The organism is Syntrophotalea acetylenivorans, from assembly GCF_001887775.1.
In the GTDB taxonomy this organism is placed as follows: Bacteria; Desulfobacterota; Desulfuromonadia; order Desulfuromonadales; family Syntrophotaleaceae; genus Syntrophotalea_A; species Syntrophotalea_A acetylenivorans.
Genome location: NZ_CP015519.1, coordinates 638,259 through 653,836 on the forward strand (window position 1 = coordinate 638,259; position 15,578 = coordinate 653,836).

Annotated in this window: 11 protein-coding genes; 10 read left to right on the forward strand and 1 reads right to left on the reverse strand. The window is 50.2% G+C overall.

Annotation, left to right across the window (positions count from 1 at the left end):
* The first annotated feature begins 73 nt into the window (after positions 1-73).
* The 10 genes from lepA (at position 74) to recG (ending at position 13,245) form a co-directional block, all read left to right on the forward strand.
* Complete coding sequence (gene lepA, locus A7E78_RS03000) at positions 74-1,876, forward strand: translation elongation factor 4 (RefSeq protein ID WP_072282850.1); 1,803 nt, start codon at positions 74-76, stop codon at positions 1,874-1,876.
* Positions 1,877-1,878: 2 nt separating this feature from the next.
* Complete coding sequence (gene lepB / locus A7E78_RS03005; protein ID WP_072282851.1) at positions 1,879-2,529, forward strand: signal peptidase I; 651 nt, start codon at positions 1,879-1,881, stop codon at positions 2,527-2,529.
* 299 nt (positions 2,530-2,828) lie between these two features.
* Positions 2,829-3,365, forward strand: a complete 537-nt coding sequence (pyrR, locus tag A7E78_RS03010) for a bifunctional pyr operon transcriptional regulator/uracil phosphoribosyltransferase PyrR (RefSeq protein ID WP_072282852.1) — start codon at positions 2,829-2,831, stop codon at positions 3,363-3,365.
* A gap of 111 nt (positions 3,366-3,476) precedes the next feature.
* Positions 3,477-4,418, forward strand: coding sequence for an aspartate carbamoyltransferase catalytic subunit (locus A7E78_RS03015; RefSeq protein WP_072282853.1), 942 nt, complete (start codon positions 3,477-3,479; stop codon positions 4,416-4,418).
* A 34-nt stretch (positions 4,419-4,452) separates the two neighbouring features.
* The gene (locus A7E78_RS03020) at positions 4,453-5,733 is read left to right on the forward strand and encodes a dihydroorotase (RefSeq protein ID WP_072282854.1); all 1,281 of its coding nucleotides are present in this window, start codon (positions 4,453-4,455) and stop codon (positions 5,731-5,733) included.
* Positions 5,734-5,822: 89 nt separating this feature from the next.
* Positions 5,823-6,947, forward strand: coding sequence for a glutamine-hydrolyzing carbamoyl-phosphate synthase small subunit (gene carA / locus A7E78_RS03025; protein ID WP_072282855.1), 1,125 nt, complete (start codon positions 5,823-5,825; stop codon positions 6,945-6,947).
* A 68-nt stretch (positions 6,948-7,015) separates the two neighbouring features.
* The gene (gene carB, locus A7E78_RS03030; protein ID WP_072282856.1) at positions 7,016-10,273 is read left to right on the forward strand and encodes a carbamoyl-phosphate synthase large subunit; all 3,258 of its coding nucleotides are present in this window, start codon (positions 7,016-7,018) and stop codon (positions 10,271-10,273) included.
* An 89-nt stretch (positions 10,274-10,362) separates the two neighbouring features.
* The gene (greA, locus tag A7E78_RS03035; protein WP_072282857.1) at positions 10,363-10,839 is read left to right on the forward strand and encodes a transcription elongation factor GreA; all 477 of its coding nucleotides are present in this window, start codon (positions 10,363-10,365) and stop codon (positions 10,837-10,839) included.
* A 32-nt stretch (positions 10,840-10,871) separates the two neighbouring features.
* On the forward strand, positions 10,872-11,075 hold the full coding sequence (locus A7E78_RS03040) for a DUF1858 domain-containing protein (protein WP_072282858.1): 204 nt from the start codon (positions 10,872-10,874) through the stop codon (positions 11,073-11,075).
* A gap of 16 nt (positions 11,076-11,091) precedes the next feature.
* On the forward strand, positions 11,092-13,245 hold the full coding sequence (gene recG / locus A7E78_RS03045) for an ATP-dependent DNA helicase RecG (RefSeq protein ID WP_072282859.1): 2,154 nt from the start codon (positions 11,092-11,094) through the stop codon (positions 13,243-13,245).
* Positions 13,246-14,107: 862 nt separating this feature from the next.
* Here recG and A7E78_RS03050 read toward each other — a convergent pair.
* Positions 14,108-15,178 carry an alginate export family protein gene (locus A7E78_RS03050; protein WP_072282860.1) on the reverse strand — a complete coding sequence of 357 codons (1,071 nt, stop codon included), beginning with the start codon at positions 15,176-15,178 and terminating at the stop codon, positions 14,108-14,110.
* Positions 15,179-15,578 lie beyond the last annotated feature (400 nt).

Here is a 15,578-nt window from a genome sequence, read left to right on the forward strand (position 1 = left end):
TACAAATGACAGCACCTTTTGTAGATTGAGAGGTCTTTGTGTAACACACTTTTGCTAGGAATACTAAGCCACTATGGATCAAAGCCGAATTCGTAATTTCTCCATTATCGCCCATATCGACCACGGCAAATCAACCCTGGCCGACCGCCTGCTTGAAGAAACTGGAGCCCTCTCCGACAGGGAAAAGACCAACCAGTTTCTTGACAAGCTCGACCTGGAAAGGGAGCGGGGCATCACCATCAAGGCCCAGGCGGTACGACTTAAGTATCGGGCTGATGATGGTCAGGATTATATCCTCAATCTTATCGATACTCCCGGCCATGTCGACTTCAGTTATGAAGTTAGTCGTTCTTTATCCGCCTGCGAGGGGGGGCTGTTGGTTGTGGACGCCTCCCAGGGGGTCGAGGCCCAGACTCTGGCCAATGTTTATTTGGCTATTGACCAGAACCTCGAAGTCTTTCCCGTGTTAAACAAAATAGATCTTCCCGGCTCTGAACCGGAGCGCATCAAGGAAGAGATCGAAGAGATCATTGGTTTAGACACCTCCGACGCAGTTGAAGCCAGTGCCAAGGAAGGCATCGGCATCCACGACATCCTCGAATCGATTGTTGCCAAAGTGCCGCCACCTGAAGGCAATCCGAATGCACCACTCAAGGCCCTGATCTTCGATTCCTGGTATGATTCGTACCAGGGTGTCATTGTGCTGGTGCGGGTAGTGGACGGCACCTTGCGTAAGGGAGATAAAATCAAGTTCATGGCTAATAATAAAAGTCATGAAATCTTGAAGATCGGTGCTTTTTCTCCCCATCCGGTCGAGTTACCCGAACTGGCAGCAGGGGAGGTCGGTTTTCTTATTGCCGGTATCAAGGTTCTTCATGATGCCAAAGTTGGTGATACGATTACTCACTTGAATCGTCCCGCTGAAAAGGCGCTGCCGGGCTTCAAAGAAGTTAAACCGATGGTCTTTTCAGGCCTCTATCCCATCGACAGCGGCGATTATGATTCCCTTCGTGACGCGATGGAAAAGTTGCGATTGAACGATTCGTCCTTTACCTTTGAACCGGAAAACTCCATGGCCCTCGGCTTCGGCTTCCGTTGCGGCTTTCTTGGCCTGCTGCACATGGAAATCATTCAGGAACGGCTTGAGCGCGAGTTCAATGTTGACCTGATCACCACGGCGCCGACCGTAAGTTACCAGGTGACGACGGTCAAAGGTGAGGAACTGATCGTCGACAGTGCCAACAAATTGCCTGAAGTCCAGTTTATTCAAGAGATCCGCGAGCCGTTTATCCTTGCCTCGGTTCATGTTCCTAACGAATTTGTCGGTGCGGTATTGGCGCTTTGTACAGAAAAGCGCGGTATTCAGCGGGAAATCAAGTATCTCACCGCTAATCGTGTAATGGTTGTCTATGAGCTGCCGTTGAATGAAATCGTTCTCGATTTCTTTGATCGCCTCAAATCGATCAGTCGTGGGTACGCCTCTCTCGATTACGAATTTATCGACTATCGCCCGAGCGATCTTGTCCGGCTCAACATTCTGGTCAACGGTGAAGTCGTCGATGCGCTGTCTCTCATCGTGCATCGAGATAAGGTTCAATTCAGAGGCCGTGAACTCGTAGCCAAAATGAAAGAGTTTATTCCTCGTCAACAATTTGAGGTAGCTATTCAGGCCGCTATCGGCAACAAGGTCGTCGCCAGAGTCAACGTCAAAGCCCTGCGTAAAGACGTTACCGCCAAATGTTATGGCGGCGACATCACCCGTAAGCGCAAACTGCTCGAAAAACAGAAAGAGGGTAAAAAGCGCATGAAGCAGGTTGGCAGTGTTGAACTTCCCCAAGAGGCCTTTTTGGCTATTCTTAAAGTGAAAGAGAAATAAGCATGTCTCTTATGTCACAGGACGGTAATGGTAAGAAACCCTGGTACCGCGAATATGGTGAAGCTCTGCTTTTCGCACTGATTCTTGCCTTGATCATTCGCACCTTTTTGTTTCAGGCTTTCAAAATACCTTCCGGATCCATGGAAGATACGCTGTTAATCGGTGACCATCTCCTGGTCAATAAATTTATCTACGGCACTCAATTGCCCTTCATGGAAGACCGTTTTCTTGCATTGCGAGATCCCGCGCGTGGAGATATTATCGTTTTTGAATTTCCGATGGATGCTGAAAAGTCCTACTTTCAGAGGCGGGACTTTATCAAACGGGTAGTCGGTATGCCCGGAGATCGAATCGAGGTGCGTAATAAGCAGGTTCTGGTCAATGGTGAACCCTACAAGTTGCCGCAAGAGATTCATAAAGAACTGGATATTATCCCGGGCAATATGCAACCAAGAGATTTCATGGGGCCGGTTGAAGTCCCCGATGGTCACTATTTTGTGATGGGTGATAACCGAGACCGGTCATTCGACAGTCGTTTTTGGGGGTTTGTTCCCGAAGGAAAGATTAAGGGATTGGCCTTTATCAAATATTGGTCCTGGAACAGGGAGAAAAATCTGCCAAGGTGGAATCGTATCGGCCGTCTTATCAATTAGGAGGCAGTTTAAATATCCATAAGGCAGCTTTAAATCCGTTTGTTTGGCCCGTATAGCCCGTCAGACTACCGGCGCCCTGAAGAAATCTCTGGTTTTGCCGTTGACCCCTTGGAAAGAATCTGATAAATTCGGATAAATTTGGCTGAACAAAATACCTTTTAAGTTGATCCGAGAGGTTAGCAAAGGTGGCAAGGCATTGGTACAACATACAAAAGTCAGTATATTCGAGTACCTTTTCGCTATCCGGCGAAGGGGTACTTTTTTTGTGTCCAATCTCTAACGAATAGGAGTATCGGCACATGGCCGTTCGGGAAACCATCATATTGGACCAGCCGGCGATAAACCGGGCTCTAACCCGCATTGCTCATGAAATACTGGAACGCAATAAGGGGACAGATGATGTAGCCCTCGTGGGGGTAGTTCGAGGCGGCGACCATCTAGCTCGGTGCTTGCAGCAGCGAATCCAGGATATTGAAGGGGTAGAGATACCTCTAGGTTCTCTAGACATCACCATGTACCGCGATGATCTCGCGTCCCGTGGTTCGCTTCCCGTTGAAAAAACTGACCTGCTTTTTCCCCTGGAAAATAAGCGCATCGTGTTAGTCGACGATGTACTTTTTACCGGACGTACCATTCGGGCCGCCATGGATGCTTTAATGGATATTGGCCGGCCCCGGTCCATACAGTTGGCTATTCTTGTCGATCGCGGGCACCGGGAACTCCCGATTCGCCCCGATTATATAGGTCGCAATGTACCGACCTCGGTATCGGAAAAAATCGTTGTTCAATTCAACGATGAAAACAATCCGACCGAAGTGAGGGTAGCCAAACCGTGAGATGGTTCGATGTTGATTGCCCAGGATTATGAAATATCGATGTCTTGTTTTTAAATCAGTGAAGCGAATCAGTTATATAGGGCGATAAAAGGCCCGCAACAGGAGGTCCCCATGTCCTTTGGACACAAACATATTCTCGGGATTGAACAGCTTTCAGCCGATGACATTACGTTAATTCTCGATACCGCTGAAAGTTTTAAGGAAGTCAGCACCCGCGAAATTAAAAAGGTACCGACTCTGCGCGGCAAAACGATTATCAATATATTCTTTGAAGCCAGCACTCGCACCAGAGCATCCTTTGAGATTGCCGGCAAACGGTTGTCCGCTGATACCATGAACATCAGTGCTTCGACCTCTGCGGTGGTTAAGGGTGAGACCCTTGAGGATACGGCTAAAAACCTTGAGGCCATGCATCCTGATATCATCGTTATGCGCCATGGGCATTCGGGAGCCCCCCATTACCTGGCTGAGCGCTGTGGCTTTTCTGTCGTCAATGCTGGTGATGGAGCCCATGAACACCCGAGCCAGGCACTGCTCGATCTGATGACCATACGTGAAAAGAAGGGCACCATCGAGGGTTTGGTTGTAGCGATCGTCGGCGATATCGCCCATAGTCGCGTGGCCCGATCGAATATCTATGCTTTAAAGAAAATGGGGGCCACAGTTCGGCTGGCCGGTCCCGGAACCTTGCTGCCAACCGAGATTGAGCGCATGGGTGCCGAAGTCACTACGGACATGAATACGGCATTGGACGGGGCCGATGTGGTTATGATGCTGCGTATCCAGCAAGAAAGGCAGGGCAAGGCCCTGTTACCTTCGAATCGAGAGTACAGCCGCTTCTATGGTCTCAATCCGGAAAACCTGAAACTGGCTAAAGCCGATGCTCTTGTTATGCATCCAGGGCCGATGAATCGCGGTGTTGAGATATCCTCGGCCGTTGCCGACGGCGCGCAAAATGTCATCCTTGACCAGGTTGAAAATGGTGTGGCGGTTCGCATGGCCCTGCTTTATCTTGTCTCCGGCGGTGAACAATTAGCCGAACAGAGCGCCTGATATATTTCCAACTCATCACCAACTGGGGTAGACCATGAAAATTCTTATAAAGGGCGGTCGCCTGATTGACCCGGCCAACAGCATAGACGATCAGCTGGATGTGCTCATCGAAAACGGTTGTGTAGCGGCTGTTGGTACGAACCTGGACTCCGATAATGCTCAGGTGCTCGACGCGACAAATCGCCTGGTTGTTCCGGGGCTGATCGATGTCCATGTTCATCTTCGGGAACCCGGATATGAATACAAAGAAGACATTCAGTCCGGCACTCGAGCGGCGGTGGCAGGTGGATTCACTTCTGTAGCCTGTATGCCGAATACTGATCCCGTTAACGACAACAAAACCGTTACGAGCTATATCTGTCAGAAAGCCGCCGAGGTTGGGCTGGCAACGGTTTTTCCTGTAGGCGCCATCACTAAAGGCCTTAAAGGCGAATCCTTATCAGAAATGGGACAATTACGGGAAGCTGGGTGTGTCGCAGTTACCGATGATGGTCGTCCGGTAGATGACGGTGAAATTATGCGCCGGGCCATGGAATATGCGCGGTCCTTCGACCTGCCGGTCATCAGCCATGCTGAAGACCTGGCGATTGTCGGCGGCGGTGTCATGAACGACGGTTTTGTCGCTACCGAACTCGGCCTGAAGGGGATACCCTGGGTCGCCGAAGATGCCATGGTCGCACGGGATGTGATGCTCGCTGAATTTACCGGAGCTCGCCTTCATGTTGCTCATGTCTCTACCCGCGGCGCCGTCGAAATTATCCGGGCAGCACAAAAACGTGGTGTGGCCGTTACCGCTGAGGTAACACCTCATCACTTCACCCTGACTGAAGAAGCGGTGCGGGGCTATGACACCAACGCCAAAATGAACCCTCCGTTGCGTAGCGCTGATGATGTTGCCGCAATAAGGCAAGGGCTTGCCGACGGAACAATCGGCGTTATCGCCACCGATCACGCTCCGCATCACCGCGACGAGAAAAACGTGGAGTTCAACATTGCGATGAACGGCATTGTCGGACTTGAAACGGCATTGCCCTTAACCCTGAGGTTGGTCGAAGAAGGGGTCCTGTCTTTGTCTGAGGCTATAGCGCGACTGACGTGTGGTCCCGCCCAGGCGCTCAACTTATCTCGAGGGTCCCTCACCGTCGGGAGCATTGCCGATGTCACTGTCATTGACCCCGAATGCGCTTGGAAATTAGAGGCTGAAGAACTGTTGTCCAAGAGCAAGAACACTCCCTTTGACGGCTGGAGCTTGAAGGGCAAAGCCACCAACACTTTGGTCCGCGGGAAAATCGTTTACAATAGTGATGAAGTTTAAAGTCTCATATCCACAACAAATATTTATATCTAAATCATTTTGTTAATATATCGAACAACGATGCATCAGTATCAGAGGAGTAACAATTTATGAAAGCAGTTCTGGCCCTTGCTGACGGCAGGGTTTTCTACGGTAAGGCTTTCGGTGCCTGCGGTGAAACAACCGGTGAGGTTGTCTTCAATACCAGCATGACCGGCTACCAGGAGATTCTTACGGATCCTTCCTATTGTGGTGAAATCGTCACCATGACCTATCCGCAAATCGGTAATTACGGCATCAATCGTGAGGATGTTGAGTCGGGTAAACCTCATCTGTCTGGTTTTGTGGTTAAGGAATATTGCGATTTCCCGAGCAATTGGCGTTCGGACATGACCCTTAACGACTACCTCGTTGAAAACGGTGTGGTCGGAATTCAGGGCATCGATACTCGTGCGCTGGTTCGGCACATACGGGACAAGGGTGCCCAAAACGGCATTATTTCCAGCGTTGACCTCGATCCAGAGAGTCTGATTGCCAAAGCCCGGAAGGCTCCGTCACTCGTCGGCCAGGATCTGGTACAGAAAGTTACTTGTGACTCTCCTTACAAGTGGCAAGAAGGCATCTGGACTCTCGGCAGCGGTTATAGTCAGGCCGAAGGGGATGGCCAATTTAAAGTTGTCGCTTATGACTTCGGTATCAAGCGCAATATCTTGCGTCACCTTACTGAAGCCGGGTGCCGAGTGACGGTAGTGCCCGCCGATACTCCCGCACAAGATGTACTGGCGATGGATCCGGACGGAATTTTCCTTAGCAATGGCCCCGGAGACCCGGAACCCATTGCCTATGCCCAGGACAACATTCGTCAGCTGCTTGGCAAGAAGCCGATCTTCGGTATCTGTCTCGGTCATCAATTGTTGGCGCTGGCCCTTGGCGGCAAAACCTTCAAGCTCAAGTTCGGGCATCGCGGCGGGAATCAGCCGGTCATGCGCCATGAAAGCGGTCAAGTTGAGATCACCTCACAGAATCATGGTTTCGCAGTAGAAGCGGGAAGCATCGATGATGAGGCGGTACAGACCCATATCAACCTTAATGACAACACCATTGAGGGGCTTGAGCACAAACGATTGCCCGCCTTTTCGGTGCAGTATCACCCCGAAGCATCTCCCGGGCCTCACGATGCTCGCTACCTGTTTGAACGTTTTACCGCTTTGATGGCAAAACAACGCGGCGAATAACCGGGCGCCAGCCCCCAGTTAACGACCATCCGTCTCATAAGACGGTTCACACTATAGAAGGACTGAGAATGCCTAAGCGTACCGATATAGAAAAAATCCTCATCATCGGAGCCGGCCCCATTATTATCGGCCAGGCCTGCGAGTTTGACTACTCTGGGACCCAGGCCTGCAAGGCCCTCAAAGAAGAGGGTTATTCGGTGATTCTGCTCAACTCCAATCCGGCCACTATCATGACCGACCCGGATTTTGCCGACCGTACTTATATCGAACCGGTCACGCCTGAGTCTCTTGAGCGAATCATCGCAAAAGAACGCCCTGATGCCGTTTTGCCCACCCTGGGTGGCCAGACTGCTCTCAATACCGCAGTAGCGGTAGCCAAGTCGGGAGTTCTGGAAAAGTACGGTGTTGAGCTCATTGGTGCCAAACTTCCGGCTATTGAAAAAGCTGAAGACCGCACCCTCTTTAAAGCCGCCATGGAAAAGATTGGCGTGGCCGTACCCCGTTCCGGTCTGGCCCACGATTACCACGAAGCCATGGAGGTTGTTGAGCATGTCGGTTTCCCGGCCATTATCCGCCCCTCTTTCACCCTGGGCGGCACCGGAGGCGGCATCGCCTATAACCGGGAAGAATACGAAGTCATGGCCATGGCCGGGATTGACGCCTCGCCGACCGACGAAATCCTCGTTGAAGAATCAGTCATCGGCTGGAAGGAATACGAGCTTGAGGTCATGCGCGACATGGCCGACAACGTGGTGATTATCTGCTCTATTGAAAATCTAGATCCCATGGGCATCCATACCGGCGACTCGATCACCGTGGCTCCCGCGCAGACCCTGACCGACAAGGAATATCAGATCCTGCGCGATGCATCCCTGAAGATCATTCGCGAAATCGGCGTCGATACCGGTGGCTCCAATATTCAATTCGGCATCAATCCCAAAGACGGTCGACTCGTCGTCATTGAAATGAATCCCCGAGTCTCCCGTTCCTCGGCTCTGGCATCCAAGGCTACCGGCTTTCCCATCGCCAAAATCGCCGCCAAGCTATCGGTGGGTTATACCCTCGACGAGATCCCTAATGATATTACGCAAGAAACATTTGCCTCCTTTGAGCCGACTATCGACTATGTGGTAACCAAAATACCACGGTTCACCTTTGAAAAATTTCCTCAGGCCGACAGCACTCTCACCACCCAGATGAAATCGGTTGGGGAGGTCATGTCGATCGGCCGAACCTTTAAGGAGAGCCTGCAAAAGGCCTTGCGCTCACTGGAAATTGGTTCCTACGGATTCGAAAGTCGCATCTATGAAACACCGGCTGTCTATGGCCAGCCCCTCTCCGAAGAGGTTAAAAACCAACTCTACAGCAAGCTGCGAACTCCCAATTGTGAGATGCTCTGGTATCTGGCCGATGCTCTGCGTGCCGGTCTAAGTTGCGACGAGCTGTATAAGGAAACGGCCATTGATCCCTGGTTTTTAAATAATATTGCCCAGATCGTGGCAATGGAAAAGGTGCTCTTCGAGCGCAAGCCAAGTTCCGTCATTGATGACCAATCCCTCGCCGATATGCTGCGGGAGGCCAAAGAATATGGCTTTTCGGACCGACGTTTAGCTGCCCTCTGGCAAATCACAGAAGGAGAGGTGCGGGCCTTACGGTACCGACTGAACGTCCGCCCCGTATACAAACGCGTTGATACTTGTGGCGCCGAATTTGTTGCCCACACACCCTATCTCTACTCGACCTACGAAACCGAATGCGAGAGTTTGCCCACCAACAAAAAGAAGATTATGATTCTTGGTGGTGGTCCGAACCGCATCGGCCAGGGAATTGAATTCGATTATTGTTGTGTACACGGTGTTATGGCCTTGATCGAGGCCGGTTACGAGACCATTATGGTCAACTGCAACCCTGAAACGGTATCAACTGACTACGACACCTCCGATCGTCTGTATTTTGAACCATTAACCCTGGAAGATGTCCTGGAAATCGTGGATATCGAAAAGCCCGAAGGGGTTATCGTTCAATTCGGCGGGCAAACTCCCCTTAAACTTGCCGTGGCATTGGAAGAAGCTGGCGTGCCGATCATTGGTACCAGCCCTGACGCCATCGACCGCGCCGAGGACAGGGAACGCTTCCAAGCACTACTTCATAAACTCGAACTCAAACAACCGGAAAACGGTCTGGCCCGTTCTTTTGAAGAAGCGGAACAGGTCGCTGCCCGTATCGGTTACCCGGTCGTAGTAAGACCGTCCTACGTACTCGGTGGCCGGGCCATGGAAATTGTTTACCAGGTTGAACAACTGCGTAACTATATGCTCCATGCAGTACAGGCTTCACCGGACCATCCTATCCTGGTTGACAAGTTTCTTGAACAAGCGATCGAGGTTGATGTCGACGCCCTTTGTGATGGAACGGATGTGGTTATCGGCGGCATCATGCAGCATATTGAAGAGGCCGGCATCCACTCGGGGGACTCGGCCTGCGTCCTGCCGCCATTTTCCCTTGATCCTGAATTGGTTGAAGAGATTCGTCGGCAGACCCGGGCTCTTGCCCTTGAGCTTAATGTTATCGGCCTGATGAATATTCAGTTTGCCGTTAAGGATGGCGTCATCTACCTGCTTGAGGTGAATCCCCGAGCCAGTCGTACGGTACCGTTTGTCTCCAAAGCGACCGGCAGACCTTGTGCTAAAATTGCTGCGCGAATTATGGCTGGCGCCACTCTTGCCGAACTTGGTGTCGAGGGGGAACTCACGCCTGAATATATGTCGGTCAAAGAAGCGGTTTTCCCCTTTGTCAAGTTCCCGGGTGTCGACACTCTCCTTGGTCCTGAAATGAAATCGACCGGTGAAGTCATGGGCATTGATGCTGATTTCGGCAAGGCCTTTGCCAAAGCCCAACTCGGTGCCGGTGTCAAACTGCCAACCTCTGGCAAAATATTTGTAAGCATCAAAGATACCGACAAGCCCTTGGTTGTCGATGCCATGCGGCAGCTTGAAGGAGCCGGCTTCGAACTGCTTGCTACCGGAGGAACCGCCAGCTACCTGCAAGAGCAGGGCATAAAAGTAACTGCGATCAATAAGGTTAAAGAGGGACGTCCCCATTGTGTTGACGCTATCAAGAGTCGTGAAATAGCCATGGTTTTCAATACGACCTTTGGCCCCGATTCGGTCTCCGATTCCTATTCCATCCGCCGCTCTGCACTGATGCAGAACCTGGCCTATTTCACCACCGTTGCCGGCATTGAAGCGGCTGTGGCAGGAGTTCTGGCCCTTCAGCGAGAAACCCTTGACGTTACCCCCCTTCAAGAGTATTATGTGCAACGTTGAAAAACTAGCATTCAGACATCATTAAAACATTCACCTTCGGGCGGGTTTTCCCGCCCGATGATTTTTTTATTTAAGGAATCAATACCAGTATGTCACGTTCAATCCCCATGACCGAGGAAGGTCATCGCCTTCTTCAGGAAGAGTTGAAAAATCTGATTCGTGTCGAGCGCCCCAAAGTCGTGCAAGAAATCGCCGAGGCTCGCGATCACGGTGACCTTTCTGAAAATGCTGAATACGATGCAGCCAAAAACCGTCAAGGCTTTATTGAAGGCCGTATCAAAGAGCTCAACGATAAAATAGCTCGGGCGGAAGTGATCGACCCTGCCACCTTGACTGGAGACAAAGTGCTTTTTGGGGCTAAGGTCACTCTATTCGACATTGATATCGAAAACGAAGTCACCTATCAAATTGTGGGTGAAGACGAAGCCGACATCAAAAAGGGGAAAATTTCCGTCACCTCACCGGTTGGCAAAGCCTTAATTGGGCGTAGCCTCGATACGGAAGTGCGCATTGCCGTACCTTCTGGCGTCAAAATTTATGAAATTACCGAAATCTGTTACGAATAGTCGTCGTTTATTCGGCAGCGAAAGGACCTCGCATGAACCTCAAAGTTAATAAGAATATGACCTTTAAAGACGTCCTCGATATGGGACCTGAGGTGGTGCAGGTCTTTGTTAAATACAATATGGGTTGTGTCGGCTGCGCCGCCGCCAAATTCGAAAGCATTGAGCAAGGCGCCAAAGCTCACGGTGTAAATCTCGATGATCTGCTCCGAGATCTTAATAATGCCCTTAACGATTAATTGACGGGGAGGGCAGGTGTCCGCCTCTCGCAATGAACCGCTAAACTCTAATCCCCTTGCCACTCCCCTAAGCAACTTAAGGGGAGTGGGCCCGCGCATCGCCGAAAAACTTGGCAAATTAGGCCTTTCAGACGTCGAAAGCGTCCTATACTCCCTTCCTTTACGCTACGAAGACCGCCGCCAAATACGCAAAATTTCACAACTACATGATCATGGCATACAAGTTTTTTCCGGGAAAATTCTCGCGGTTGGTGAGTCTCAGACCGCAAGACGCCGTAAAAAACTCTACGAAGTGGTAGTCAGTGATGGCACCGGACAAGTATCTCTCAAATGGTTTCACTACCGTAAACCCTTCATGCAGCAACGTTTTATCGTTGGTCGTCACGCGGTGTTCATCGGTGAACCCAAACGTTTTGGTGCTGTTCGGGAAGTTCACCATCCGGACGTGGAATTTCTTGCCCCAAACCAGTCAACTTCCGAGTTAACGGTCACGGATCCACTATCCTATGGCTGTTATTTACCCGTATATCACCTGACAGAAGGCCTTCACCAAAAAACTGCCCGCAAAATATGGCGTGAGGCCGTGGAACGTTATGCACCCTTAGCTTTTTCGCCACTCCCCGACGAAATTCGCCAACGCCAGGGGTTATTGCCCCTTGCGAAAGCCTTACAAGAAGCCCATTGGCCCAGCTCTGAAACATCTTTTGATGAGTTGGAAGGAGGGACCGACTTGGCTCGCCGCTCGTTGGTCTTTGACGAATTTTTCTTCTTGGAACTCGGCTTAGCTCTTCGTCGTCAAGGCATTGAGCTTGAGAAGGGTTTTGCTTTTACTGTGGCCCACAAGTATACGGCACCTTTGGCCAAGATGTTGCCTTACCGATTAACCGAAGCCCAGCGAAGGGTCCTTAATGAAATCAAACGGGACATGATGGTCGAGCGGCCGATGAATCGTTTATTGCAGGGGGATGTCGGCAGCGGAAAAACCATTGTCGCTTTGATGAGTGCCTTGATCGCCATTGAAAATAATACTCAGGTGGCTTTAGTTGCTCCAACGGAAATTTTAGCTGAGCAACATTACCTACAGTTTCACCCCTGGCTCGACAAGCTGGGTCTTAGAGTTGTGTATCTATCAGGCTCAACTTCGGTAAAGGATAAAAAGGCCATCTTGCACCAAATCGCTGTCGGTGAAGTCCATATGGTGGTCGGTACTCACGCGGTTTTACAGCAGGGCGTTGAATTTCATAAGCTGGGTCTCGGTATCATCGATGAACAGCATCGTTTTGGCGTCAAGCAAAGGGCCGCCTTGCGTAAAAAGGGAAAACACCCCGACTTGCTGGTGATGACGGCAACACCCATACCTCGTTCCCTGGCTCTTACGGTATACGGGGATCTGGCCCTGAGCATTATTGATGAGTTGCCACCCGGACGCACCCCCGTTAAAACCTTGTGTTTGACGGATCAATTCCGGCAAAAAGCCTACAAGCACATTCAATCTAAGATCGCCAAGGGGGAACAGGCGTATATTGTTTACCCCCTGGTCGAAGAAACAGAAAAAAGTGACTTGTTAGCCGCCACCGAAGGTTTTGAGTGTTTACAGAAGGATATTTTCCCTGACTTTAAGCTCGGGTTGTTACATGGTCGGCTTAGACCAGAAGAAAAGGAACAGCTTATGCGCGAGTTTAAGTCCGGCGAAATTCAACTGTTGGTGTCCACCACAGTCATCGAGGTCGGAATCGACGTGCCTAACGCATCCGTTATGATGATTGAACACGCTGAAAGATTCGGCCTTGCACAATTGCACCAACTTAGAGGCCGCGTCGGTCGGGGTGCGGCTGAGAGCCATTGTTTACTAATGCGTTCTGAGCGCTGTTCAGAAGTAGGCCGGAAACGCTTGGCCGTGATGGTAGAAAGCAACGATGGTTTCCGCATTGCTGAAGCGGACCTTGAAATCAGGGGGCCCGGCGAGGTGTTAGGTACAAAGCAATCAGGGATGCCGGACTTTCGAGTCGCTAATCTTTTAAAAGACGGTCGTGTTTTAGAAGAGGCTCGGCAGGAGGCCTTTCAATTGGTTGAAGGCCATAAATTCCTCGATAACCCTCGATATGATGATTTGCGTCTTGAGTTAAAAAAACGATGGGGAGGACGCCTGGAGTTAGCCAGTCTTGGTTAAAGACAAATATTTCCCTTTATCATTTTGTTAGTTTACATAATATATATTATCCGACTCAACGTCTAATGGTCGTTTGGGTGGTCTCTCATGACTACCCCTGGCCAACGTCGGACACAGCTTGCCAGAGAACGCCTTTCTAAGCTCCAATTCTACGTTGACTCCCTGACCAATATTGAGCGGTCCAAGCTGGCTGCTCGATACCTTCGTAAAGTTCCTTCTAAATACCGTTCGTATCTTCTCCGTAAGATGACCATTGCAGAGCTTGCCTTCTGCCAGGTCTTTTCTAGGGAGACCTACGGATGGTAACTACTCCAACCAACTATCGAAAAAAGAGCGGTAATGTTTATCCCTTCTTCACGGAACATCCTCGACATTATATATGCATGTACATCACGCACCCAATTCTCTCTGTTGAATTGACGCAATTTTGAATCAGGTCTTGAAGATGCGTCTTCCATGGTGATTCAGGAGGGAATACTTTTTCTGGGAATCAACAATAGCATTTACCATATTTCTACTATCATTTTTGTGGTAGGGAAATGGAACTTGCAATAATATGGCGGCAACACCCAACTGGCTTATTTATATAGAGAAACTCCAGCCTTTGGATATAAGTTGGGGTTCAGTTTTGATTATCGCCCTTCCCTCATCTGATGCGAAGCCATCGTCAATTGAAATAGTTTTTTAGAGAGAATTGACGGGGACGGCCGGCACAACAACGACAAGGACTTTTAAGAAAAACTGCGGAACCTTCCCTGAACAACACCAAAGGTGAACAAGGTGGACATAACCCACTGTCAACCAAAGGAGGCCATGTGCCATACGTATGGAAAAATGGCTCCGCAGCTCTTGAATACGATTGTCAGAAAGAATAAATCAGTTCGGCACGAAGGAACGAGGCCGTATGATCCTGTTGATCGTCCGTATAATAATTTCCAGGTTCCATGAATTCAAACAAAAGATGTCCTGAAAGTTTATCTTTCTGGGTAAACAGTTTTTCCTTGAGGGTAAAGTTGTTTTTGCAGGTAATAAGCAAACCGCGGTCATGGCCTCCGCCCGCACCGTTGTCCTCAGGGGCCCACATATATCCGAGCAGGAGGTTAATCTTCAATTTTTTAAGGGGTGAAATGGAAAAGTCGATATAGGGCATATTCAAGTTGGACCAGCGGCCTGCGCCATCGGTGTCATATGCATAGACGTATAATTCGCTGTATTGCGGCCAACGAGCCCAGAGCGGATTCCATCCCTCATCCTTGGACGTATCGGGATCGTCGCCTGAAAGATAATACCAGCCGAGGCCGAGGCGTGCCTTCTGCGCGGCAAGGGCTTCTATGAACAAAACTGCCTTGGCATCGATCATAAACGCAGAGATGTCATCGCCAACCTGATAGGCTGCCTCCAGGTTGCCCTTTAGATGAGTGGTGAGGGTCGGCATCAAGCGGGTGCCAACGGTATGGCGGTCATTGTTGTTAAGAAAAGAGACATCTTGTTCATGGGTCTTGATGAGATAGTACGCCTCAAACGGAAGCTTTTCGATGGATTTGTTTTTAACATAAACACCGCCCCCCGTTTCCGCGCCGTCAAAGGCGTTTCCGCCCGTAAAGCCGACAATGTCGCGATCTTGGGTGTGCATGGCTAGGGGATCTTGCGCCTGGGTGTGTAGTAGAAGAAAGTCGACAGTTGTGTCTGCAAAACCGGAATAGGTCAATTTCACGGCATCAAAGTAAATCGTTCTAGAACCATCCTTGGGGGTTCCGTCAAGGATCAGTTTCCCTGTTCCATAAATCAGGTCCTGGCGTCCGAAGCGCAGGGTCCAGTCGCTCTTTTTCCAGTCAAAAAACAGGTTGTCGATTACAATTTCGTCTAACGAGTCCCAGGAGTCGTTGTCCGGATCCAGATAGGTGCGGAATTCATTTACGAGGCGGGCTTTCACCAAAAAGTCATCGCTGCGGTGGTACTCCCCCAGAGGCGGGTCCGATAACGCTGGAAATGATTATGGCCACCACGTGCCTCACCGCCGTTGGTGTAAGGAATATTGTCAAAATAGACCTCGCGAAGCCGAATGTCCCCCCGAACAAAAACTCCGGACCTGCAGCCTCAGCTTTCACATTTTGATCAGCGCAGACCGGGAAAGACAGAAAGGCCATCAAAAGCATCAGGAAAGTAATTTTCAATTTGCACCCCATAACAACACCCCTTTTTACATTCCAAAAAAAGATCCAAGATTAAAGCAACCTCACTGTGGCAAAAACAGGCCTTGTTTGTTTTTGTCACCCCCGAACTTGGTCCAAGTGGAGGATTAAAATACGGTTCTATAAACCAAAACGAGAATG